This is a genomic window from Thermoactinospora rubra (assembly GCF_002093975.1).
Taxonomy (GTDB): domain Bacteria; phylum Actinomycetota; class Actinomycetes; order Streptosporangiales; family Streptosporangiaceae; genus Nonomuraea; species Nonomuraea rubra_A.
The window spans coordinates 52642-74328 of the sequence record NZ_MSZZ01000032.1 but is presented as its reverse complement, the minus strand read 5'-3'; the positions used below and the strand labels follow the sequence as shown (position 1 = coordinate 74328).

Below are 21687 nucleotides of genomic sequence, written 5' to 3'. Positions count from 1 at the left end.
TCGCTGCGTAAGCAAGCATAGCGGGTCTCAGGCGATGCCTCGAACCAGATATCGCATCAAACCTCAGACTCGACCTTGCGTGGCCAGATCGTGTAGCTGACGGGCCAGATCAGAGCGATCGCCGGGACCCTGGCCAGGCCGTACATGAACTCCCTGATCCCACGTGTGTCCGCGACGTCCGACACCAGCCACTCCATGCCGAAAAGGACGCCACACGCGATCGCGTAGGCGAGGACGATGCGCAGCCAGAACGCCCATTCGTAGCGGGCGCGGGCCATGCCGCCCTTGGGGGGTCGTGCGGGGGCGGGGCCGCCGGCGAAGCGGTGGCGGAACCTGGCGTCGGCCCACTTGATCGTACGGTGGCCGAACACGATGGAGTACGCCAGGTAGGCGGCCGCCAGGCCGTGGCGGAGGTCGAAGGGGGCGCCGGATCGCATGTCGAGGACGGCGGCCGTCAGCAGGACGAGGTCGAGGAGCGCCGTGCTGACGAGGAGGGCGGTGCTGAGCCTGCCCCAGTGCCAGAGGTACCGGCCGGCGAGGCCAAGGGCGAGGAGGATCCAGAAGCCGATCTCACAGGCGACGATGACCGCGAAAACCATGGTTCCAGTGTTCGGCCGTCAAAGGGGACTTTCCTCGTCATTGGAAAGGAGCCTGTGTACAACCTTCTGTGTATCCACAGGCGACACCTTCGTGGGAACGGCGGGGCCCGGCGAGATGGTGTGATGAGGCCATGAGACGGGAGATGCTGATCGCCGTCGGCGTCTTCGTCGTGGGCCTCGTCCTCATCGCCGGTGGCGGATTCGTCCATCGCGCCGGGGTGCCGAGCTGGGCGCTCGCGGGTCCGCTGGCGGTGACGTGCGCGGGCGTGGTGGTGCGCCGCCGCAAGCCGGTGGCGGCGCTGGCGCTGGGCGTCGTGGCGCTCGGGGCCGACGCCGCCTTCCTCGGGCCGTCGCTGGCGACGGCGCTGGTCTTCACGGACAACCTTTACGCGGCGGTGCTGTACGGCCCGGTCAGGCTGGCGCGCTGGATGCTCGTGACCACGTCGACGATCGCGGTGTTGGCCGGGGCGGTCGCCGGCGTCATCGCCCGCGATTGGGGCACTCTCGCCCTCGCCGCCGTCCAGGCCGGTCTGCTGCTCGTCACGCCGGTGACCACGGCGATCGTGCTGCGGCAGCAGCGGGACCAGGCCGAGGCGGAGCGGATCCGGGCCGAGCAGGTCGCGCACCTGGCGGAGCTGGACCGCCAGGCGGCCGTCAGCGCCGAGCGGACCCGGATGGCTCGCGAGCTGCACGACATGATCGCCAATCACTTCAGCGCGATCGCGATCCAGTCCACGGCCGCGCTGTCACGCAAGGACCTGGATCAGGGGACCGTCCAGAAGATCATGGAGTCCATCAGGGAGAACAGCGTCCGCGGCATGGAGGAGATGCGCGCCATGATCGGGCTGCTGCGCCAGGAGGGAGACGAGCCGGAGGAGATCACGCGGCCGCGGCTGGCGGAGGCGGAGGCGCTGGTGGAGCGGTCGAGGAAGGCCGGGATGGAGGCCGAGATCCTCGTCGAGGGCACGCCGCGTGAGATCCCCGCTTCGGTGGATCTGGCGGGATATCGCATCATCCAGGAGGCGCTGACGAATGCGCTCAAACATGGCGATCACCGCGTGAGCGTCAGGGTGGGCTACGAGCCGGGACAGGTGACGTTGACGATCGACAACCCGGTCAACGGGCGAAAGGCGGGCCTGCCGGGGGCGGGGGCCGGGCTGATCGGGATGCGGGAGCGGGTGTCGCTGGTCGGGGGCGAGTTCGATGCCGGGCCGTACGACGGCGGGTGGCGGGTGCGCGCGACACTGCCCACGGGGTCGGCGGCGTCCGGCGGGTGAAAGGGGCGGAGGTCGGGTGTGGGTACGGCAGGCGTACGGCTGTGGGTACGGCGGGCGCAAAGGCATGAGCACGACGGGCGCACGGGTGTGGGCGGTCTACGGGCGCAGGGAAGCGGTCCACGGGTGCGGGGAAGGCGGCACGATGAAGCGCAGGTCTCGGGAGGATCCATGAGTGAATCGCCCATTCGCGTGCTGGTCGCCGACGACCATGCGGCCGTGCGTGCCGGGATCGTGCTCATCCTCGGCGGCGCCGAGGACATCGAGGTGGTCGGCGAGGCCTCCGACGGGGAGGAGGCGGTCGCCATGGCCCGCGAGCTGACGCCCGACGTGGTGCTGATGGATGTGCGGATGCCCCGGCTCGACGGGATCTCGGCGACTCGCGAGCTGTCCGGCGTGAGCGATGTGCTGATCCTGACGACTTTCGACGTGGACGAGTACGTGTTCGGGGCGCTCCGGGCGGGGGCGGCCGGGTTCCTGCTGAAGAACACCGACGCGGCGTCGCTGGTGGAGGCGGTGCGCCTGGTGGCGCGAGGGGAGGGGCTCATCTCGCCGGCGGTCACGAGGAAGCTGATCGCCGCGTTCGCCCAGCAGCCGACGCGGCCGGCGCCGGAGGCGGTGAAGGCGCTGACCCCGCGAGAGCGGGAGGTGCTGTCGTGCATCGCGCGCGGGCTGTCGAACGCGGAGATCGCGAAGGAGCTGGACATGGCGGAGGCGACGACGAAGACGCATGTGAGCCGGGTGCTCAACAAGCTCGGTCTGAAGAGCCGGGTTCAGGCCGCGATCTACTATGCCGAGGCGGATACCGGACCATAGTCTGATCCCGGAAAAGGGGGGATTGATGAGTACGCCACCGCAGGAACCGGACGATCGGCGCGATCCTCCGGGAGAGTCGCGGCGGTCCGAGGACGGGCCGGAGGACCCTGCTTCCGGAGGCCGGGCAGGAGGCCAACCGCCGGCTTCGCCGTACCAGGGGCCCCAGCACCAAGGCGGGCCGTACCAGGGACCCCAGCAAGGCGGATCCCACCAAGAGTCCTCACAGCAGGAAGGACCCTACCAAGGCTCCCCATCACAGCAAGGCGGCCCGTACCAAGGGGCCCAACAGAGTGGGCCGTACCAAGGGCCCGCACAGCAAGGCGGCCCCCGTCAAGGACCCCCGCAGCAGGGAGGGCCCCACCACGGCCCTCCGCAAGGCGCACAGCCGCCGAGCCCGTGGGCGATGCCGCAAGGCGGCCACCACCAGGGTCCGCCTCCGCCGGGCGGCTACCCCAACGGGCCGCACGGCATGCCGTACCAACTCCCGCCCCAGCCCGAGGGCCACAGCAACACGGGAGTCGTCGTCGGCACGGCGTTCGCCGGGTTCGCCTTGTTCCTGATGCTCAACTTCATCGTCGGGCTGGCCGCGTTCACGATGGGCGGGGAGGCGTCGTCGTCCGCCCCGGTGGTCGCGGGCGCCGTCCTGCTGGCCCTCATCGGCATCGGCGGCGGCCTCGTCCTGCTGTTCCTGCGCAGGCCCTGGGCGAAAGGCCTGGGACTCGGCCTGATGATCGGATGGGCGTTCATGTCGATCGTGACGGCCGGGTTCTGCACCGGCCTGAACCCCAACCTGTACTCCTGACCCCATGCACGAGCTCTTCGTCGCCCTGGGAGTCGCAGTCGCCTCGGTCGTGTTCGTGCGCGAGGCGCGGCGGCGCGGGGCGCTCAACGAGCAGTCCCTGGTCACCGTGGCCGGAGCGCTGGTCGGCGGCGCCGTCGGCATGCGCCTGGCCGGGTTCGCCGAGACGCTCGACCTCGGCGAGCTGTGGCTGTACGGCTCGCGCAGCATCCTGGGCGGGCTCACCGGCGCCTACGTCGGCGTGCTCGTCGCCAAGAAGGCCATCAGATACCAGGGCAAGACGGGCGACCTGTTCGCCCCCGCGGTCGCCCTCGGCATGGCGGTGGGCCGGATCGGCTGCCACCTCACCGAGGCGCCGGGACGTCCCACGACCCTGCCGTGGGGCGTGCACGCGCCGCCCACGACCCCCGAATGCCCGGCGTGCCTGACCGGCCAGCCCATGCACCCCAGCTTCGTCTACGAGATCGTCTTCCATCTCGCGGCCTTCGCCCTGATCATGTGGGCGCGCGACCGCCTCACCCAGCCGGGCGAGCTGTTCACGCTGTACGTCGCCGGATACGCCTACTTCCGCTTCCTCGTGGAGTTCACCCGCGCGAACGAGACCGTCTGGCTCGACCTGACGAGGCCGCAGTGGTTCCTGGTCCCGGGCATGCTGCTGATCTCGATCAGGCTGTGGTACGGCTACCGCCGCGGCTTCTACGATCCCCTGCTGGCAAGGCGAAAGGTCCGCACATGAGCACCGGGATGGGTTTGCGGGGAGACCGCATCCTCCGCTACGTCAACGCATTCTGCCCCGAATGTCCCCACACGGACGTCAAGCAGGTCCAGCGGCTGAGCGGCTACCTGGCCGAGCGCGACGGCCGGGTGTGGCTGGAGCGCGGCTGCCCCACGCACGGGCGTATCACCACGCTCTACGACGAGGACCCCGAGATCCTCGCGTACCTCGAGGAATGGACCGCTCCCACCAAACAGCACATCCCCGACGTTTCCGGAAATTTCCTGCCCATCCCCAGCGCCTACCTCCACGGCCTGCCGGAGATGCAGACCCAGCACACCTGCATCCTCCTGGAGGACATCGCCGAGACCTGCAACCTGCGCTGCCCCACCTGTTTCGCCGACAGCTCCCCCGACCTGACCGGCCTGGTCCCGCTCCACGACGTCCTGGCCAACGTCGACCAGCGCCTGGCCAGGGAGAACGGCAAGCTCGACGTCCTGATGCTCAGCGGCGGCGAGCCCACGCTCCACCCCGACCTGCCCAAGCTGCTGGCCGAGCTCGTCGCCCGGCCGATCACGCGCATCCTGATCAACACCAACGGCCTGCTCATCGCCCAGAACCCCGCCCTGCTCGACCTCCTGACCGAGCATCGCGAGCGCGTCGAGGTCTACCTGCAGTACGACGGGGTGTCGGCGGAGGCCTCACGCCACCACCGGGGCGGCGACCTGACGCGGATCAAGGCGCAAGCCGTACGGAACCTCTCGGCGAACCAGATCTTCACCACGCTGGTGATGACCGCGGCGCTGGGCGCGAACGACGGGGAGATCGGCCAGGTCGTACGGCTGGCGCTGGACACGCCGTTCGTGGGCGGCGTGTCGATCCAGCCGCAGTTCGGGTCGGGGCGCAGCGGCCGGATCGACCCCCTGGAGCGCCTGACGCACACCGGCGTGCTCGGGCGCCTCGGCCCGCAGACCGACGGGCTGGTGACGTGGCGCGACCTGACCGCGTTGCCGTGCTCGCACCCTCACTGCTGCTCGGTCGGCTACATGATCCGGGACGACGCCGGCCGGTGGCGGTCGCTGACCGCGCTGATCGGGCACGACCGGCTGAAGGCGAACCTGGGGCTGGTGTCCAACCGGATCGCCGACACCGAGCTGCCCGGGCAGCTGCGGCTGGCGGTCCAGGAGTCGCTGCTGGGGCTGCTGTCGGAGCAGTCGTCGCTGTCGCACCCGAAGATCGGGGACCTGTGGCGCACCATCTGCGAGAACTGCGACCTCGGGGTGTCGACCCTGCTGGCGCTGGCGTCGTCGGCGCTGCCCGGCAGGCGGGCGAAGCTGCGCAGGATGCTGGGCGAGCGGGTGGTGCGGATCACGGTCAAGCCGTTCATGGATCTGCACACCATGATCGAGGAACGGCTGACGCAGTGCTGCGTGCACGTGGGCACGCGGGCCGAGCAGGACCAGTGCGCGCCGTTCTGCGCGGCGCAGGCGTGGCCGGAGCTGTCGAGGCAACGCCTGTCGGCTGTGGCGAAGGGAACGGCATGAGCCGTGGCAAGAGGAACGGCATGACATGAACCGCAGCTCGGAAGCACCCGCGAATCCGGCGAACGCCGGGACGGCCCAGCCGTACGACCCCCTGAGGCTGTGCGTCTACGCCACGGTCGCGCTGCTGGGCTGGCTGCTCGGGCCCTGGGCGGCGGCGGGCTTCGCCGTCCTCGGCTTCGCCGGCTACTGGAAGGCCCGGCGGGCCGGGCTGACCCGCAGCAAGTGCCTGCTCAGGGACACCCGGCTCGTGCTCGCCTACCTGGGGCTCATCGCCCTGGCCGCCGCTTACTCGATCATTCGCTAGACACGAACAGCAGCAGCGACTCCGCCGTGCACACCGGGCGGCGCTCGCCCTCCAGCTCGATGGACACCTTCAGGGTCGCCAGGTGCCCGGCCGGGCTGTTCTTGACGTCCACGAGCTCGCCGGTGGCGCGCAGGCGCGAGCCGACCGGCACCGGCTTGGGGAAGCGGACCTTGTTGAGCCCGAAGTTGACCATCATCGCGACGTTCTCGACGGTCAGCAGCTCCGGCAGGAACGACGGCAGCAGCGACAGGGTGAGGAAGCCGTGCGCGATCGTGGTGCCGAACGGCCCTTCCTTGGCCCTGTCCACATCGACGTGGATCCACTGGTGGTCGTCGGTGGCGTCGGCGAAGGTGTCGACCCTCTGCTGAGTGATCTCGCGCCACTCGGTCGGGCCGAACGTCTCGCCCACGGCCGCCTTGAGTTCCTGGACGTTGGCAAAGGTCCGCATGGTGGCACACGCTATTCGAGCGGGGGAACGGCCGCCAAGTTCACCACCCGGAGCGTGTCCCCGGCCGGGAGTGTGCCGATGCGGACCGTGCCGCCGGAGGTGACCACCAGGCTGTCGCGGAAGCGCAGCAGCTGGCCGGTCTCCAGATCGTGCAGCCCTCCGGCTGCTTCGAGGAACCGGTCGTGCAGGGGCGGGCGCGGGGCCTGGCCGGTCTGGCCGGTCTGGGCGGGCTGGCCGGTCTGGGCGGGCTGGCCGGTCTGGGCGGGCTGGCCGGTCTGATCGGGCTGATCGGTCTCGACCGTTCTGCGGACGGTCCCGTCGGTGCGCTGGCCGACCTGCCGGCCGCCTGCGGTTCCGCGGCACCAGCCCAGCCCGCAGCGCAGCCGCCGTACTCCCGGGGCCGCGGTGACCGGGATCGTGTAGCCCTCTGCGAGGTTGACGAGCCTTGTCTGGTTGGCGTCCTCCTGGAGAGGGACGTCCGCGGCCCACGGCCAGGTGAGCAGCTGGAGCCGGTCCGTGCCCGGCAGCCGCCGGGGCGTCCCGCCGGACAGCGGCACGCGCCAGATCCCCCGGGCGCGGACCGCGACGACGGCGTCCCCGCCGGCGACGTCGAGATCGGCCACCTCCTCCTCGCCGAACGGCAGCCGCCCGACCTTGCGCGGATCGCCGCCGGACAGGCTCGCCGTCCACAGCTCCGCCCGGCCGCCGTCGCCCTCGGCCCAGACGACGCGCCCGCCGTCGGCGGCGAAGGCCAGGGCGTCGCCGGGGAGAGGGGCGATCGGCTGGAACGTCCGCCGCGTGCTGTCGTAGAGCTCGACGGTCTTCGCGGTCAGCACCAGGATCCGCCTGGCGTCGACGGCCAGCAGAGGGCGGATCGGGCCGTTGACGCCGCGTGCGGGCAGCGTGAGAACGGCCTTCGGATAGATCTCCTCGATGGGCCTCGCGCCGGGGTCGTTCGTCGCCTTCTCGACGGGCGTGCCGCCGGAGCCTGGCGCCGCCTTCTCACCGGGCGTGCCGGGACCGGTCGCCGCCTGCCCGCCGGAACCCGCCACCGCCGCCTCCGTGGGCGCCGATCGGGAGCACGCGGCAGCCGTACCGCAGGCGAGGACGGCCACGGCCGCGGCCGCGGTCACCAGCCCGCGGGTACGGCGTCGCCACGACGCCGCCGCGCCGTCCATCGGAGAATCCCCGATATACACGGCCTCCCCACCCCACCACAAGATCTTTATGCGAATCTCTCGCGCAGGTGTTCGATCACGCGCTAGAGTTCTCGATAGTCACTCGAACAGAGGTTCGGCGAGCTCGGAGGGGGTGTGTCCGGTGGCGCTGCTCGCACCGCCCTGCCCGCGGACACGCCGTAGGGCTTTCTTCCCAAATATAAGACGCCCGCTATATCCGGCAATAAAGTCCGAGAGCGTGGACCCTGTGCGCAATCCCTACGCCCCCGGTGCCGGGCAGCGCCCGCCGGAGCTGGCCGGGCGGGATCGAGAGCTTCAGCAGTTCGAGGTCGTGCTGGAAAGGGTGGCCCGCGGCCGTCCGGAGCGCAGCATGGTCGTCACCGGCCTGCGCGGCGTCGGCAAGACCGTGCTGCTCAACACCTTCAAGTCCATGGCCATGCAGCGGCTGTGGGGCACCGGCAAGATCGAGGCCAGGCCCGACCAGTCCATCCGACGGCCGGTCGCCGCGGCCCTCCACATGGCCGTCAGGGAGCTGGCGCCCCGGCACCGCGCGCCCGAGCGCATCGAGGAGTTCCTCGGCGTGCTCAAGGCGTTCGCGATGCGCGACCCGAGCGCGGCCAAGGGCACCTCACACTGGTCGCCCGGCATCGACGTCCCGGCCAGCCGCGGCCGGGCCGACTCCGGCGACCTGGAGATCGACCTGACCGAGCTGTTCGTCGACGCGGCGAGCGTGGCCACCGACCTCGGCGTGGGCATCGCGCTGTTCATCGACGAGATGCAGGACGTCCAGCCGTCCGACATCTCGGCGCTGTGCGCGGCGTGCCACGAGCTGTCCCAGACAGGCGGTCCCCTGATCGTCGTGGGCGCCGGGCTCCCCCACCTGCCCAGCGTGCTGTCGGCCAGCAAGAGCTATTCCGAGCGGCTGTTCCGCTACGCCCGCATCGACAAGCTCGACCGGGAGGCGGCCGACCTGGCGCTGATCCTGCCCGCCCGCGAGGAGGGGGTGGAGTTCACGCCCGACGCGCTCGACGCGCTCTACGAGGCGGCCGACGGCTACCCCTACTTCGTGCAGGCCTACGGCAAGGTGGCCTGGGACATGGCGCCGCGCAGCCCGATCACCGCGGAAGACGTCAAGGTCTCGGCGCCGGAGGCCGAGGAGGAGCTGGCGGTGGGCTTCTTCGGCAGCCGCTACGAGCGGGCCACCCCGGCCGAGCGAGACTACATGCACGCCATGGCGACGCTGGGCGACGACCCGGTGGCCACCGCCGAGGTGGCGGAGGCGCTGGGCCGCAAGCCGTCCAGCCTGTCGCCGGCCCGTGACAGCCTCATCAAGAAGGGTCTCATCTACAGCGCCGAGCGCGGGTTGATCGCGTTCACGGTTCCCCACTTCGGGAGGTTCCTGCGTGCTCAACCCCTCTAGAGCTCTCTCTAGCCGAATCTAGAGGGGAAGCTAGATTCGGCTAGAGAGTCAAATCGTCATGCCCGTCGAGGGAAATCTAGGGCTGTCTAGCGTCAGACCGATACGGGCGTAGATTCCGGCATGGACTCCATGCTGACCACGGCGACCCGTACGGCGGGGCGCAGGCCGCTGAGGTAGACGGCGAAGACGACGTGCTGGTGGTCGCGGTTCTCGAAGGCGAAGAACCGCCAGCACAGCTCGCGCCAGCTGTCGCGCGGTTCCTGCGACACCAGCGTGCCGACGTGGTCGCGCCACGGCCCGCTGGCCTTCAGCTTGGCCAGGGCGACGGCCTCCGACGAGGGCCGCTGCTCGCACGGGGCGCGGTACCGCAGGCGATGGGCGGCCTCCTCCAGCTCGGGCGACAGGACGGCCAGCACCGCCAGCCCGGCGGCGAGCGGCCACGACGGCTCGATGAAGGGCACCCAGCCCGGCACCGGCGCGAAGATCGCCATCACCGCCATGCCGGTGAGCACGACCGTCCTGCCGATCGACCGCAGCCCCACGGGTGTGGAGCTGACCTCGCCGAAGCAGCCGCATCCGGCGTCGGGGCGGCGGCGCCTCAGTTCGAGCAGCACGTAGGTGGACAGCGCGAAGAACAGGGCGGTGCCGTACCGGAAGATCGGGAACGTGGTGAGCAGCAGTCCGCAGGCCAGCACCAGCTCGCCCACCGCGCAGGCCATCAGGGCGGGGGCGCGCCAGCGGCCCGGAACCAGGACGGCGGGGCCGAGCCTGGTCAGCGCGCCAGGTGTCGCGTCGGTCCGTACGGTGGCCAGCTTGGCTCCGGCGCCCATGACCAGCAGCACGATCAGGATCGGCAGCTGCGCTGCGAGCACGATGTCCCACCACACCGTTCTTCGTCACCCCAATCCGACTCGGGCGTTGAAACACCCTTTGGCCAGCTCCCCGCCCAGCTCCACGAAGGCCGCGGGCGACAACTCCGCTATCCGGCCGCGCGCGCCGGTGTCGCATTCCACGCACCGGTCGCAGAAGCGGCCGGCCACGCACCCGCACGCCACGATGGGGACGTTGCCCGAACGGTTGCCACACACATTGTGAACGGCCAGCAGCGACCCGATCGCGAGGTACGGCAGGCCGACGCACGAGACCTCGGCGTCGGGGCATCCGGCGTCGGAGCGCTCCACCATCGGGTAGGCGGCGCCGCGTTCGCCGGAGTCGAAGACGTCGGACCAGACCACCGTGCCGGAGATGCGTGACTGGACGCCTCCGTAGGCGGGCGGGGGCGGGGGCACGGACCGGGCGGGGTAGGGAGGCTGCGAGGTGGCCGGCAGCAGCGCCTTGGTGACGCCGTCCTCGCGCACGCCGATCGCGTCGAAGAGGAAGCCGGGTTCGAGGTAGGGGTGGCGGACGCGCAGCCGTCCGGTGGCGCGGTACGGGATCATCACGGTCCTGCGCCCGCGGTGCGGGCCGCAGTCGAGCTCGACGGTGAGGTCCTTGCGGCCCTCGACGCTCCTGATCACGCCGGTGGCGCGGGTGATGTCCGCCCACAGGTGCTCCACGACCCGGCCTTCGCGCCGCGTCCGCATCGTGACCCGGGAACCGACCGGCACGTCGGCGGGCGGCAGCTCGGTCCCGCGCCACGCCTTGGCCCAGGGCGCGATGACGAGGCGTTCCTCGGCGCCCTCCTCCGTGCCGACGGTGATCACGTGCGGGCTGACGTCGAGGATCTCCCCGATGACGGCGCGCAGCGGATCGCCCGAGGCGGGATCGGGCCCCGGCACGCTCGGCGGACGGCCGAACACCGCGGCTGCGAGCACTCTTCGCATGCCTCTAGCCTCACATGACCGCGCAGGTGGCTCATGCCGTACAGGCCGAAGTGGAGCAAAATCCGCATCCCCGGGTAGAACCGGTGCCAACCGCCCGAGGACATTCCTGCCACCGAACTTGACCGACCTTTAATAGCGGCGGGCCGAAACATGGATTCTGAGCTGGGATTCTGGCGTCGATGCAGAGCGCGAGGGAAGAAGAGGAGTTCCGCGAGTACGTGCTGACCCGCGGCCCTGCCCTGTTGCGTACGGCTCACCAGCTCACGGGCGATCCCGTCGACGCGGAGGACCTGCTGCAGAGCGCGCTCGCGAAGACCTACGCGGCCTGGGCGCGCATCCATGACCGTGACGGGTACGTGCGCCGGGCGATGGTGAACATCAACATCTCGCAGTGGCGGCGGCGGAAGCTGGAGGAGTACCCGGCCGAGGAGCTGCCGGAGGTGTGCGCGCCCGTCGAGCCGTCGGGCGAGGCGCACGAGCTGCTCGAACAGGCCATCCAGCGGCTGCCGGAGCGGATGCGGGCGGCGGTGCTGCTGCGGTACTACGAGGACCTGACCGAGCCGGAGATCGCCAAGCGGCTCGGGGTCAGCGTGGGGACCGTGAAGAGCACGATGTCGCGGGCGATGGCCAAGCTGCGGGACGCGCTGGCGGGGTCCTGACGGGGTGTCGGGTCTTCGCAGGTCAGAAGGTCAGTCGGCGTGTCGGGTCGGGGTGGTCGGCGCTCGCCGAGCCGGATCGGCCGGTCGGTGCTCGCCGGGTCAGCTTGTCGAGGCCGCCTCCCGCGGGTCGGGCGCCAGCTCTCCCTGGCGATCCGGCGCGCACGCCTTGGAGTGCGCGTGGTCGCGCGGCTCCACGCCGGCCGTGGCGCAGGGCCGTACGACATCCCTGATCACCCGCAGGGTGGCCAGGAACCTGTCCAGCTCCTCGGGGCCGAGCAGGCCGGTGAACCACTCCTCGATGTCGGCCACGTGCTGGGGCACCACGGCCTCGAGCCGCTCGCGGCCCTTGTCGGTCAACGTCGCGTAGGAGGCGCGCCGGTCGGTGGCGCAGGCGACCCTGCGCACCAGCCCCTCGCGCTCCAGCCGGTCGACCACCCGGGTCACGCCGCTCGTCGACAGGCCGGTCTGGGCGGCCAGGTCGCTCATGCGCAGGCTCTGCCGCGGCGAGCGGGCCAGTCTGATCAATGTTTCGAAGTCGACCTCTGACAGTCCCGCGGCGGCGAAGACCGGCGCCATCTTGGCGGTCAGGCCGACGAAGACCTCGGCGAGGAGGCCCATCGCGGTCAGCCGGGGGTCATCGAAGCGTTGCACGTTCATACTGTACCCCGACGATATTTGACGTGAGGAATATTCCTCGTGTAGACCTTTGTTTAAGCAACTGTCCACACAGCAAGCACTACATGAGGAGCCCGCGATGACCACTCGGACCTGGGAAGGCCTGGAGATCCCGGCCCCTGGCACCTACAACCTCGACCCCGCACACACGACCATCGGCTTCGTCGTCAAGCACATGATGGTCAGCAAGGTGCGTGGCAGCTTCCAGAAGTTCGAGGGCTCGGTGACCATCGCCGACAACCCGCTCGAGTCGTCCGCCCAGCTGACGATTTACACCGACAGCATCACCACGGGCGTGGCCGACCGCGACGGCCACCTGCGCAGCGACGACTTCCTGGCCGTCGAGAAGTACCCCGAGATCACCTTCCGCTCCAAGCGTGTCGTCGGCCACTCGGGCGACGAGTTCACGGTGCTGGGCGACCTCACCATCCGTGACGTGACCAAGGAGGTCGAGCTCACGGTCGAGTACGGCGGCGCCGGCACCAACCCGTGGGGCGTCCCGGTCTGGGGCTTCACGATCACCACGGAGCTCGACCGCGAGGAGTTCGGGCTGACCTGGAACCAGGCCCTGGAGACCGGCGGCGTGCTGGTCGGCAAGAAGGTCAAGATCGAGATCGAGGGCGAGGCGAACCCGGCTTGATGACGGTTGTCCACAGCTGTGGACGACGTTGTCCACAGCCAGTGGATAACCTTCCGTGACGGCGCACCCGACAACCGCTTTGCCGCCTCGCCAGAAGGCCGGTACTCTGTGCTGAGCCAGATGGCTACCAGGAGGCTTCGCCTAGTCAGGTCTATGGCGCCGCACTGCTAATGCGGTTTGGGTTTACCGCCCATCGAGGGTTCAAATCCCTCAGCCTCCGCACTTCGAAAGGCCCTTCCCGAGTCTCACGGGAAGGGCTTTTTTGATCTACGCAACCGGCCCGGGTTGCGGTTCGGGTTGCAATCAGCCCCAGAGGGCCTGCTCCATACGGTCGCCGGCGTCCTTCATCTGGAGGCTCGTGTAACGCTCGGTCGTCGTGACCCTCGCGTGGCCGAGGATCTCTTGGACGACGCGGATGTGCACGCCCTCCTCGATGAGGAGCGTCGCGGCGGTGTGGCGGGCGTCGTGAACCCCAGGCGTCCCGGGCACCCGCCTGCGTGAGGATCGACTTCCGCGTCCTCCAGTCCTCGGTTCGCTCGATCGGGCCGCCGTACCTTGTGGCGAAGACCAGGTCATGGTCTGTCCACGGGGTGGCCCGCGGCGCACCTCAGGCCATCCGAGTCCTGATCGCCGGCATGTCTGGCGCGATCTCGGCGAGGCCGTCGAACGCACCCATGTCCGCCAGTTCGCCGAGATGATGATGAACCGCCGCGGCCAGAAATCTGCAGGCATGGATCACCGCGGTGCTCCGCGACGACCTGCCTGGCCTGCACTTCTTCGTCGCCGGATTACGCCGCGACCAAGACGCCGTCACCGCCGGCCTCACCCCGCCCTACAGCTCCGGACCCGTCGAAGGGCACGGCAACCGGACCAAGATGATCAAACGGCGGATGCATGGCCGCGCCCACCCCCGATCTCCTGCGCAAACGCATCCTGATGGCTGACTGAACAGGACCCACTTCACGGAAAGTGGGCCTGATCCAGGAATTCGGCCGTCGTCGACAGGTCGAGACCTGCCGCCGCGGCGCTCTCCTTCGCCTCCGCCGACGAAGCGATGAGAGCCTTGTGGCTGGTCGGGTGCTGCTTGCCGATGTTGACGTGTCGTTGCTCAGCCACGGGTTCAGGCTAGGTCGCGTGAACTGCCGACCCTGCCGCACGGCAGCCGACCGCGCAGTTCGTCGCAGTGCGGTCCTTGGGGCGGCTTGACCGGCGGCGCCTGAGCAGCCCATTACCAAGGCTTGAATTCGCCCTTGGTAGGCTTCGAAATGTCAAGCGACTCCGCTCCGCCTGACCGAGACCCCACCCCGAGGCGAGCCGCTTCGGCTGTATCCGGTGGTACGGCGAGTCCGAGCAGCGAGCCCTTTGGGCGGGCGGAAGCCGGGACGCCCACGATCGTCCCCGCGCGCCTCAAGGTCCAAGCTGAATGGCGGAGCTTCATGATCCAAGTACGGTTTGCCTGTTGCTTTCTGACTGCTGGCATGGTGGCTGCGGGCCGCCGCATGCTCTCCCACAGCAGGCCGCGTGCTCTCCCATCAGCAGAGCGTGCGACCGGCAAGGTGCCAGTTGCTGCAACGGTTTCGCAGCCAGGCGAATCGTGGAGGGAGGCCCGGTGATGGCCCGTGTGTTGGCGCCACTGAAGAGCGCTGTGAAGACACCCGTGGAACGTGTGAGGACGCGCCATAAGCCGGTGGGACGACCGGCCAGGCCCCGCGTCGTGGTCGTGGGTGCGGGCTTCGCCGGGCTGAACGCGGTCCGAGAGCTCGCACGCGGCGGCGCGCTCGTCGCCCTTGTCGACCCCCGCCCGTACTCCACCTTTCAGCCGCTGATCTACCAGGTCGCCACGGCAGGCATCAACGCCGGGGACGTCGCCTACCCGCTGCGCGCCTTCGCCGGCAAGTACCCCAGCGTGCGCGTCCGTGTGGCCAGGCTGAGCAATCTGCACCTCGACGACAAGTGGGTGGAGCTTGCCGACGGCACCGCCATCGACTACGACTACCTCGTGCTCGCCACCGGCGTCACCACCAACTGGTTCGGCATCGAAGGCGCCCGGGAGCACGCCATGCCGATGTACTCCATCCGCGACGCGGTCACCCTGCGGGAGCGGATGATGCGCTGCCTGGAGGAGACCGCCGAGGCCAAGCGCCCCGGCACTCACGTCGTCGTCGTCGGCGGCGGACCCACCGGCGTCGAGACGGCCGGGGTCCTGGCCGAGCTACGCCGCCATACCATCCCGCTCACCCACTCGGAGATCAAGCCCGAGCAGACTAGCGTCACCCTGGTCGAGCGGTTGGACTACGTGCTCGCACCGTACAAGCCGCGCCTGCGCGACGCCGCCGCCGACGCGCTGCGCAAGCGCGGCGTCAACCTTAGGCTTGGCAGCACCGTCACCGCGGTCGAACCGGACGCTGTCATCCTCGACGACGGCACCCGGCTACACAGCGATGTCACCATCTGGGCGCCCGGCGTCATTGCGCCCAAGGAGGTCGCCGACTGCGGTCTGCCGCAGGGCAAGGGCGGCAGGGTCGTCGTCACCGAGGCGCTCAACCTGGAGGAGCATCCGGAGGTGTTCGTCGCCGGCGACCTCGCGCTGCCTCCCCAGCCGCTGCCGCAGGTCGCCCAGCCGGCCATCCAGATGGGCAAGCATGTGGGCCGGCAGATCCTCGCCGCCGCCCAGGGCCGCCCCGTCCAGCCGTTCTCCTACCGCGACCCCGGCATCATGGCGATCGTCGGCCGCGCTGAGGCGGTGATACAGCTGCCCAACGGCGCGACCATGCATGGCCTGCTCCCCTGGCTGGTGTGGATCTTCGTGCACATCGCGTACCTGCTGAGCGGGCGGAACCGGATCACCGTGCTCAACGACTTCTTCTGGCGTTACCTGGGGCCACGCCACAGCGCGGCCCCGGTCGCCGAGTGACAGCGGAAACCTCCCGAAGCCCATAGCAAGCACGAGCGGTTTCGTCGACGACCGGACGGGCCTGGGCGCCTCCTGAACGGAACCTGCGTAAGGTCTTCCCCGACCGCTGGTCGTTCCTGCTGGGCGAGATCGCGCTTTACTCGTTCATCATTCTGCTGCTGGGCGGCCCTGCTGTTCGTGGCCGGCATGATGTCGCACATGCTCCGCGTGTTCTTCACGGGCGCATACCGCAAGCCGCGCGAGCTCAACTGTCTGATCGGCCTGATGTTGCCGACGCTGGCGCTGCTGGAGGCCTGACCGGCTACTCGCTGCCCGACGACCTGTCGTCTGGCGCCGGTCTGCGGATCCAGGGTGTACTGCTCCCGCTGCCGTTCCCGGGCCTTCGCGGAGGAGGCCGACGTCCGAGCGGGCGGCGTGGAGTCCGGCGTCATCAGGCGGCTGTCCCACGGCGAGTACATCGAGGTCCACGTCCCGCCGAACAAAGCCCGAACACCGCACGGTGAGCTGACATCCGATCCGTTTGGCAAACGTGCCGCGTCACCAGCGCACCGGCGAACATCCGCAGCATCCGCGCGTGATCACCAAGGCCCATCCGGGCGAACACCAGCTCGAAGATGCCGCCGTTGACCTTGGCTCGGACCTGGGTGGTCAGGTCGTCGAGTTCGTCGCCCACGCCTCAAACGCGACGACTCAGTCAGCTGGGGCCGCCGTCGGCCGTCCAGGTCCGTGTCGTCGCCACCGGTGTGCCCGATCTCGTGGACCGGTCGGCAGAGGAGCGTGCCGGTGTGTCGAGAGCGGGAGCCCGACAGGCATAGTGGACAGTGCTCACCCGCTCGCCGCCGGGCTTGCACCACCGGCGTCCCCGGCCTGCTCGTCCACCATGTACTGCGCATACCAAGCCGGCCAGTCGGGATCGGGGTGCCCGATCTCCTGCTCATGCCGGCCATGCGCGGCCTCCGCACGGCGCAGGGCCTCGGCCAGGTCGGCCGCGGAGTTATAGGTCACTGGCATCTCGGTACTCCTCCTGCGAGGACAGCCGCCCGGCCGCCGCCGGCCCCGGGGTCACCGCCCCGGAAGGCGGGTGGTGACCTCCTGCAGCAGCCAGCCGTTGCCATCGGGGTCACTGAACGAGGCGAAAGAGAAGTAGCTCTTGCGGTCCGGAGCCGGGCCGGGCACCCGTCGTCCTTCGGTTCCGGCTTGGGGCAGTGCCTCGCCCGCGTCATGGAACACCTCGCTCACGTCGACCCCGCGGTCGATGAGCTCGGACCGTGCCGCGTCGATGTCGTTCACGACCAGGTACAGCCCCTGCGTCGAGCCCGGCGCGGCCGAGGTGACCCCGCTGCCGAAGATGACCGAGCACCCGGAGCCGGGTGGAGTCAGCTGCACCGCCCGGAAGCCGTCACCGGCGGCGATGTCGGTGTCCTCCCGCCACCCGAGCGCCTTGTAGAAGGTCTTGGACCGATCCACATCGGCGACCGGCAGCACCACGACCTCGAGCTTCATGTCCACGGTGTCGGCTCCTCCCCGTTCGATGCCGGTGGCCTGTGTATGCCACCGGGGCTGCTGTTGTGCCATGGGGGAGTCCTACCTTCCACACTCGCACCCCTCGCCGTCGAATTCCAGGAGAGGCGGCTTCAACTATCGGCAGGCGGTCATCCAGCTTTCGGAGAGGTGGGTCAGGGAACGGCCCGGATGAGCAAGACACGCCCGCGCACGCGGCCGCGGATCTTCGTGATGCTCACCACGGGAAACTCGGTGGGGCGGACGAAGGTGCGTGAGAGCGGGTCAGCGCGCACCTGGAAGCCGTCGGCGTGGGCGCCTGCTCGGTGCGGCCGACCGAGCAGGCCTGCGGGTCGGTGAACACCACCTGGGGCGCGCCCCGGCCGCCGGCTCCTTGACATCCATAGGAGCATCGGGATGATCAGGAAACGAGGCGTTCGCCGGCGCGGGTAAAGATCGAGAGGGGTTGCAGTTTAGGTTGCAGTTCCCCGCCGTACCACCCCGTTCCGGCGAGACCGCGCAGCCGCATCGGCCCACATGAAACGCCCTGGAACGATCAAGCTTCTAGCTGCCGATGCGGTTTGGGTTTACCGCCCATTGAGGGGTTCACGTCCCTCAGCCTCCGCACATGAGAGGCCCTTCCCAGCAACCGGGGAAGGGCCTTTCCGTTCTCCATGCCCGCCGCCGCGGCGTCGGGCGGCTCCTCTCTTCTTCTGGATGGCGGCATGCGCTTACCGGGACGGTCCGATCCTGTGCTCAAGAAGGCGGTCCGCCGGTACGTCCTGGCCGGGCGCGGGCCCGTACGCCGCTATCTGGAGCTCCTTCACGCCAACTTCATGATCAAGCCCGACGGCAAGAGGGCGAAGTTCATCCAGTCCCTCGCCAAGGACGCCCGGCGAATAACCGACACAGAGCTCGACGCGCTGCTCGACAGCGAGTGGCGCGCCGGGCTCACGGGCGCGTGGCTCATCGGGTTCGACCGGCGGGCCCAGTTCCGCGTACGGCTCGGCGACCTGCTCCTCCACGGCAACCCGACCTACGCCACCCAGGGCTACTGCTTCGCCCTCGCGCGCCTGGGCCAGCCGGCCGACGCCGCCCTTCTCCTCAGCTATCTCACCGTGCGCGACGACGATCCTTGGGGGATCGGCGCACTCCTCCACCTGGACGCTCAGCTCGGCACCCACCATGCCGCCCAGGTCGGAACACCGTCAGAGGACGGCCTCGCCGTACTCGCGAGGATCGGCCGAATATGTCACGAGGCCGACAAGGCGACATGACCCCTATGCCGCGAACTCGGAGGCGTGCGCCCGGGCCCACTCCTCGAAGGTGCGCGGCGGCCGCCCCGTCACGTCCTCCACCGTCGTGTACACCCTCGACTCGTCCAACGTCCCAGCGCTGTAGAAGCCGAAGAACGCCTCGATGTACTGCGGCGGCACGCCGTCGGCCGTCATCTGCGCCCGCGCCTCCTCATCGGACAGCGCCACGAAACGCAGGTCCCTGCCGAGCACGCGCCCGAGGACGGCCAGCCGTTCCGCGGGAAGCAACGCCTCCGGCCCGCTCAGCGGGTAGATCCTGCCCGAGTGGCCCGGTCGCAGGAGCGCCTCGGCCGCGACCGCCGCGATGTCGTACGGGTCGACGTTCGCCACCGGCACGCCGCCGAAGGCGTCGCGCACCACGTCGCCGTCCCGCAGCTGCGGCAGCCAGCGCAGCGTGTTGGACATGAACGCGCTCGGCCGCAGGAACGTCCACTCCAGCCCCGACTCCCGCACCGCCGTCTCCGAGCGGATCATGTACGCCGAGACGGCGTTGTCCGTGTCCTTGGCGACGGTCGACAGGCCGGACAGCAGCACCACGCGGGTGACCCCCGCCCGGCGCATCTGCTCCAGCTGCCCCGGCATGTCGTCGTAGCCCGGCAGCAGGAACACGCCCCGTACGCCCTCGAGCGCCGCCCCCAGCGTCTCCGGCCGGTTGAGGTCGCCGACCACCTGCTCCACCCCGTCAAGCAGGTCACGCGGCGCGCGGACCAGCGCCTTGACCGGCGCCCCGGCGCGCAGGAGGGCCCGCACCACCTCGCCGCCGACGTTCCCCGTCGCACCGGTGACCAAGATCGACTCGGTCGTGCCCTGATCCATGGCAAACCCCCTCAAGACGTACGGCTCCGCCCATCGTAGAAGCGAGGCCGGGCCGTACGGCATGCTCTCAGCGGAGCGCCTGCTCGAACACGGCGGTCAGCCGGTCCACGTCCGCCTCGGTGGGCACCTCGGGACCGAGCAGGCGGCGCATGGTGCCGATGCCGATGAAGACGGTCGTCACCAGCCGGGCGCGCGCCTGCGGGTCGGGGCCGGGCAGCAGGGCGGCGAGCGGTTCGATGACCGCGTTGCGCAGCCGGTCGCGCACGATCGCCTGGATCTCCGGATCGCCGGCCGAGCGTTCGAGGGATCGCAGGATGGGGCTTTCCGGGTCGCTGTGCATGCGCAGCGCCGCGTACTCCGCCAGGCGCCTGGGCAGTCCCGCCGGATCGCCCTCGAACACCTGCCGCACGCTCGGCTCATCCTTCAGCACCTCGGCGAACAGCCCTGCCTTGGACCCGAAGTAGCGGGCGACCAGGGCCAGGTTCGCGTCCGCCGCGGCGGCGATCATGCGCACGGTCACGCCTTCGTACCCGTGCTCGGCGAACAGCTCCCGGGCCGCGCGCAGCAGACGCCGCCGCGTGGCCTCCCGGTCACGCGGCCTGGACTCCGCCGTCGCCGTTCGCATCACGTGCCCAACTGTATGCCGACTCGTACACTTGCCGCCCGGCTAGTAAACATTCGTATACTCGACACCGTGGCAACCCGAACGCACTACACCCACCGCGAGATCCTGGAGATCCTCTCCGGGCTGATGCTCGCCATGCTGACCTCGATGATCTCCACCTCGGTGGTCGGTACGGCGCTGCCGACGATTGTGGGCGAGCTCGGCGGCCAGGAGCAGTACTCGTGGGTCGCCACCGCGACCATGCTCACCATGACGGTCTCCACGCCGCTGTGGGGCAAGCTCTCCGACCTGTTCGGCAGGAAGCTGCTGTTCCAGACCGCCCTGGTGACCTTCGTCGCCGCCTCGCTGGCCGCCGGCATGTCGCAGGACATGGGCCAGCTCATCGCCGCCCGCGCCGTCCAGGGCCTGGGCGTCGGCGGGCTGTCGGCGCTGTCGCAGGTGATCCTGGGCGACGTCGTCTCCCCGCGCGAGCGCGGCCGCTACTCCGGCTACATGGGCGCGGTCTTCGGCATCTCGACCGTCGCCGGCCCGCTGCTCGGCGGCTTCCTCGTCGACGCCGACGGGCTCGGCTGGCGCTGGTGCTTCTACGTCTGCGTGCCGCTCGCGGTCGTGGCCTTCCTGGTCATCCAGAAGGTCCTGCGGCTGCCCAGGATCAAGCGCGACACGACCGTCGACGTCTGGGGCGCCACCACCATCACCGCGAGCGCCGGCGCGCTCATGCTGCTGCTCTCGCTGGGCGGTCACGAGTTCGAGTGGAACTCCTTGTGGACCTACCTCCTCGGCTCGGTGAGCCTGGTCATGCTGGCGCTGGCCGTCCTCGCCGAGCGCGGGGCGCGCGACCCGATCCTGCCGCCGCGGCTGTTCCGCGACCGCACCTTCGTCCTGACCAGCCTGGCCTCGCTGCTCGTCGGCATCGCGCTGTTCGGCGCGATGATCTACCTGCCGCAGTACCTGCAGATCGTCAAGGGCATGTCGCCCACCGCGTCGGGCCTGATGATGCTGCCGATGGTCGGCACGATGTTCGTCTCGGGCGTCGTGTCCGGCAAGATCGTGACCAGCACCGGGCGGTGGAAGGCCTTCCCGGTGGCCGGCATGGTCCTCGTGGCGGTCGCGCTGTACCTGCTGTCGCGGCTGCACGTCGACTCCGGGCAGTGGGTCGTCGGCCTCGACATCGCCGTCCTCGGCGCCGGCCTGGGCCTGACCATGCAGATGCTCATCCTCGCCGCCCAGAACGCCGCCGAGCCGCGCGACATGGCCGCCACCACGGCCGGCGTGTCGTTCTTCCGCTCGCTGGGCGGCGCCGTGGGCGTGGCGGCGTTCGGCGCGATCCTCACCAACCGGCTGAAGGACGAGATGGCCGGGCTGATGGCCGCCGCGCACGTCCGTCCTCCCGCGGGAGGCGCCCACCTGGGCACCCCGGAGGCGATCCAGGGGCTGCCCGAGCCGTACAGGGGGATCGTTCTGGAGGCCTTCACCCGGGCCCTGGAGACCGTCTTCCTCGTCGGCGTCCCCATCGCCCTGCTCGGGTTCGTGGCCGTGCTGTTCCTCAAGGAGCTGCCGCTGCGGTCCGGCCGGACCCCGGGCCGTCCCGAGCGCGTCACCGAGGAAGTCGCGAAGTAACA

General features: G+C 70.0%; 27 protein-coding genes, 1 tRNA gene and 1 pseudogene. 15 read left to right on the top strand and 14 right to left on the bottom strand.

Annotated elements, in window-relative coordinates; genetic code table 11:
* Positions 1-56: 56 nt before the first annotated feature.
* Entirely contained in the window at positions 57-599 is a 543-nt protein-coding gene (locus tag BSB02_RS25900; RefSeq protein ID WP_084962798.1) for a hypothetical protein, read from the bottom strand.
* 131 nt (positions 600-730) lie between these two features.
* On the opposite strand from BSB02_RS25900, the gene BSB02_RS43130 reads away from it, so the two are divergent.
* The 6 genes from BSB02_RS43130 to BSB02_RS25870 all read left to right on the top strand — a co-directional run bounded on the left by BSB02_RS43130 (position 731) and on the right by BSB02_RS25870 (position 6051).
* Positions 731-1876, top strand: coding sequence for a sensor histidine kinase (locus BSB02_RS43130; protein ID WP_084962796.1), 1146 nt, complete (start codon positions 731-733; stop codon positions 1874-1876).
* A gap of 168 nt (positions 1877-2044) precedes the next feature.
* Positions 2045-2689 (top strand): response regulator, encoded by a 645-nt coding sequence (locus BSB02_RS25890; RefSeq protein WP_084962794.1) that lies wholly within the window; start codon positions 2045-2047, stop codon positions 2687-2689.
* Positions 2690-3158: 469 nt separating this feature from the next.
* Complete coding sequence (locus tag BSB02_RS39905; RefSeq protein ID WP_206184884.1) at positions 3159-3491, top strand: hypothetical protein; 333 nt, start codon at positions 3159-3161, stop codon at positions 3489-3491.
* Between the two features lie 4 nt (positions 3492-3495).
* Positions 3496-4224: a prolipoprotein diacylglyceryl transferase gene (locus tag BSB02_RS25880; RefSeq protein ID WP_084962791.1), complete on the top strand. Its 729-nt coding sequence runs from the start codon at positions 3496-3498 to the stop codon at positions 4222-4224.
* Positions 4221-5747 (top strand): radical SAM protein, encoded by a 1527-nt coding sequence (locus BSB02_RS25875; protein WP_084962789.1) that lies wholly within the window; start codon positions 4221-4223, stop codon positions 5745-5747. The genes BSB02_RS25880 and BSB02_RS25875 overlap by 4 nt, the downstream gene beginning before the upstream one ends.
* A gap of 25 nt (positions 5748-5772) precedes the next feature.
* Positions 5773-6051, top strand: a complete 279-nt coding sequence (locus tag BSB02_RS25870; RefSeq protein ID WP_084962787.1) for a hypothetical protein — start codon at positions 5773-5775, stop codon at positions 6049-6051.
* Here the strand turns inward: BSB02_RS25870 and BSB02_RS25865 are convergent.
* Positions 6041-6499 (bottom strand): MaoC family dehydratase, encoded by a 459-nt coding sequence (locus BSB02_RS25865; RefSeq protein WP_084962785.1) that lies wholly within the window; start codon positions 6497-6499, stop codon positions 6041-6043. The two genes, BSB02_RS25870 and BSB02_RS25865, sit on opposite strands and share 11 nt — an antisense overlap.
* An 11-nt stretch (positions 6500-6510) precedes the next feature.
* The gene (locus tag BSB02_RS25860; RefSeq protein ID WP_084962783.1) at positions 6511-7677 is read right to left on the bottom strand and encodes a TolB family protein; all 1167 of its coding nucleotides are present in this window, start codon (positions 7675-7677) and stop codon (positions 6511-6513) included.
* Positions 7678-7915: 238 nt separating this feature from the next.
* On the opposite strand from BSB02_RS25860, the gene BSB02_RS25855 reads away from it, so the two are divergent.
* Positions 7916-9097, top strand: coding sequence for an ATP-binding protein (locus BSB02_RS25855; protein ID WP_084962781.1), 1182 nt, complete (start codon positions 7916-7918; stop codon positions 9095-9097).
* A 92-nt stretch (positions 9098-9189) separates the two neighbouring features.
* Here BSB02_RS25855 and BSB02_RS25850 read toward each other — a convergent pair whose 3' ends face one another.
* Both BSB02_RS25850 and BSB02_RS25845 read right to left on the bottom strand, forming a co-directional pair.
* A complete protein-coding gene (locus BSB02_RS25850) occupies positions 9190-9969 on the bottom strand; it encodes a MauE/DoxX family redox-associated membrane protein (RefSeq protein ID WP_240506657.1) in 780 nt (259 codons plus the stop codon).
* 24 nt (positions 9970-9993) lie between these two features.
* Positions 9994-10920, bottom strand: a complete 927-nt coding sequence (locus tag BSB02_RS25845) for a hypothetical protein (protein ID WP_084962779.1) — start codon at positions 10918-10920, stop codon at positions 9994-9996.
* A 179-nt stretch (positions 10921-11099) separates the two neighbouring features.
* Between BSB02_RS25845 and BSB02_RS25840 the strand changes: the two genes are divergently transcribed.
* Positions 11100-11579 (top strand): SigE family RNA polymerase sigma factor, encoded by a 480-nt coding sequence (locus tag BSB02_RS25840; RefSeq protein ID WP_084962777.1) that lies wholly within the window; start codon positions 11100-11102, stop codon positions 11577-11579.
* Between the two features lie 99 nt (positions 11580-11678).
* Here the strand turns inward: BSB02_RS25840 and BSB02_RS25835 are convergent, their stop codons facing one another.
* Complete coding sequence (locus tag BSB02_RS25835) at positions 11679-12236, bottom strand: MarR family winged helix-turn-helix transcriptional regulator (protein WP_084962775.1); 558 nt, start codon at positions 12234-12236, stop codon at positions 11679-11681.
* A 97-nt stretch (positions 12237-12333) separates the two neighbouring features.
* Here BSB02_RS25835 and BSB02_RS25830 point away from each other — a divergent pair, with 97 nt between their 5' ends.
* Together BSB02_RS25830 and BSB02_RS25825 are read left to right on the top strand one after the other, a co-directional pair.
* A complete protein-coding gene (locus tag BSB02_RS25830) occupies positions 12334-12894 on the top strand; it encodes a YceI family protein (protein WP_084962773.1) in 561 nt (186 codons plus the stop codon).
* Positions 12895-13024: 130 nt separating this feature from the next.
* Positions 13025-13114: transfer RNA gene (locus BSB02_RS25825), tRNA-Ser, on the top strand.
* Positions 13115-13197: 83 nt separating this feature from the next.
* Here the strand turns inward: BSB02_RS25825 and BSB02_RS42485 are convergent.
* On the bottom strand, positions 13198-13383 hold the full coding sequence (locus BSB02_RS42485) for a tyrosine-type recombinase/integrase (RefSeq protein ID WP_240506656.1): 186 nt from the start codon (positions 13381-13383) through the stop codon (positions 13198-13200).
* A gap of 118 nt (positions 13384-13501) precedes the next feature.
* The gene (locus tag BSB02_RS43125; protein WP_276206355.1) at positions 13502-13633 is read right to left on the bottom strand and encodes a hypothetical protein; all 132 of its coding nucleotides are present in this window, start codon (positions 13631-13633) and stop codon (positions 13502-13504) included.
* A gap of 4 nt (positions 13634-13637) precedes the next feature.
* On the opposite strand from BSB02_RS43125, the gene BSB02_RS39900 reads away from it, so the two are divergent.
* Positions 13638-13838 (top strand): hypothetical protein, encoded by a 201-nt coding sequence (locus tag BSB02_RS39900; RefSeq protein WP_158088724.1) that lies wholly within the window; start codon positions 13638-13640, stop codon positions 13836-13838.
* A gap of 16 nt (positions 13839-13854) precedes the next feature.
* Here BSB02_RS39900 and BSB02_RS39895 read toward each other — a convergent pair whose 3' ends face one another.
* On the bottom strand, positions 13855-14010 hold the full coding sequence (locus BSB02_RS39895) for a hypothetical protein (RefSeq protein WP_206184883.1): 156 nt from the start codon (positions 14008-14010) through the stop codon (positions 13855-13857).
* A 550-nt stretch (positions 14011-14560) separates the two neighbouring features.
* Here BSB02_RS39895 and BSB02_RS25815 point away from each other — a divergent pair.
* Together BSB02_RS25815 and BSB02_RS25810 are read left to right on the top strand one after the other, a co-directional pair.
* Positions 14561-15808, top strand: coding sequence for an NAD(P)/FAD-dependent oxidoreductase (locus BSB02_RS25815; protein WP_158088723.1), 1248 nt, complete (start codon positions 14561-14563; stop codon positions 15806-15808).
* Between the two features lie 22 nt (positions 15809-15830).
* A pseudogene (locus BSB02_RS25810) lies at positions 15831-16188 on the top strand (cytochrome b N-terminal domain-containing protein); the annotation flags it as partial.
* Between the two features lie 50 nt (positions 16189-16238).
* Here BSB02_RS25810 and BSB02_RS39890 read toward each other — a convergent pair.
* From BSB02_RS39890 to BSB02_RS25805, 3 genes are all read right to left on the bottom strand, one after another.
* Positions 16239-16481: a hypothetical protein gene (locus BSB02_RS39890; RefSeq protein WP_143591137.1), complete on the bottom strand. Its 243-nt coding sequence runs from the start codon at positions 16479-16481 to the stop codon at positions 16239-16241.
* Between the two features lie 152 nt (positions 16482-16633).
* Positions 16634-16819 carry a hypothetical protein gene (locus BSB02_RS41120; RefSeq protein ID WP_169729437.1) on the bottom strand — a complete coding sequence of 62 codons (186 nt, stop codon included), beginning with the start codon at positions 16817-16819 and terminating at the stop codon, positions 16634-16636.
* Between the two features lie 51 nt (positions 16820-16870).
* Entirely contained in the window at positions 16871-17311 is a 441-nt protein-coding gene (locus BSB02_RS25805) for a VOC family protein (protein ID WP_240506667.1), read from the bottom strand.
* 749 nt (positions 17312-18060) lie between these two features.
* Here BSB02_RS25805 and BSB02_RS25800 point away from each other — a divergent pair.
* Complete coding sequence (locus BSB02_RS25800) at positions 18061-18585, top strand: DUF6000 family protein (RefSeq protein WP_084962768.1); 525 nt, start codon at positions 18061-18063, stop codon at positions 18583-18585.
* A gap of 3 nt (positions 18586-18588) precedes the next feature.
* On the opposite strand, the gene BSB02_RS25795 is transcribed toward BSB02_RS25800, so the two are convergent.
* The gene (locus BSB02_RS25795) at positions 18589-19440 is read right to left on the bottom strand and encodes an NAD(P)H-binding protein (RefSeq protein WP_084962765.1); all 852 of its coding nucleotides are present in this window, start codon (positions 19438-19440) and stop codon (positions 18589-18591) included.
* A 67-nt stretch (positions 19441-19507) separates the two neighbouring features.
* A complete protein-coding gene (locus BSB02_RS25790) occupies positions 19508-20065 on the bottom strand; it encodes a TetR/AcrR family transcriptional regulator (protein ID WP_084962763.1) in 558 nt (185 codons plus the stop codon).
* Positions 20066-20080: 15 nt separating this feature from the next.
* Between BSB02_RS25790 and BSB02_RS25785 the strand changes: the two genes are divergently transcribed.
* Positions 20081-21685 carry an MDR family MFS transporter gene (locus BSB02_RS25785; protein ID WP_084962761.1) on the top strand — a complete coding sequence of 535 codons (1605 nt, stop codon included), beginning with the start codon at positions 20081-20083 and terminating at the stop codon, positions 21683-21685.
* Positions 21686-21687 lie beyond the last annotated feature (2 nt).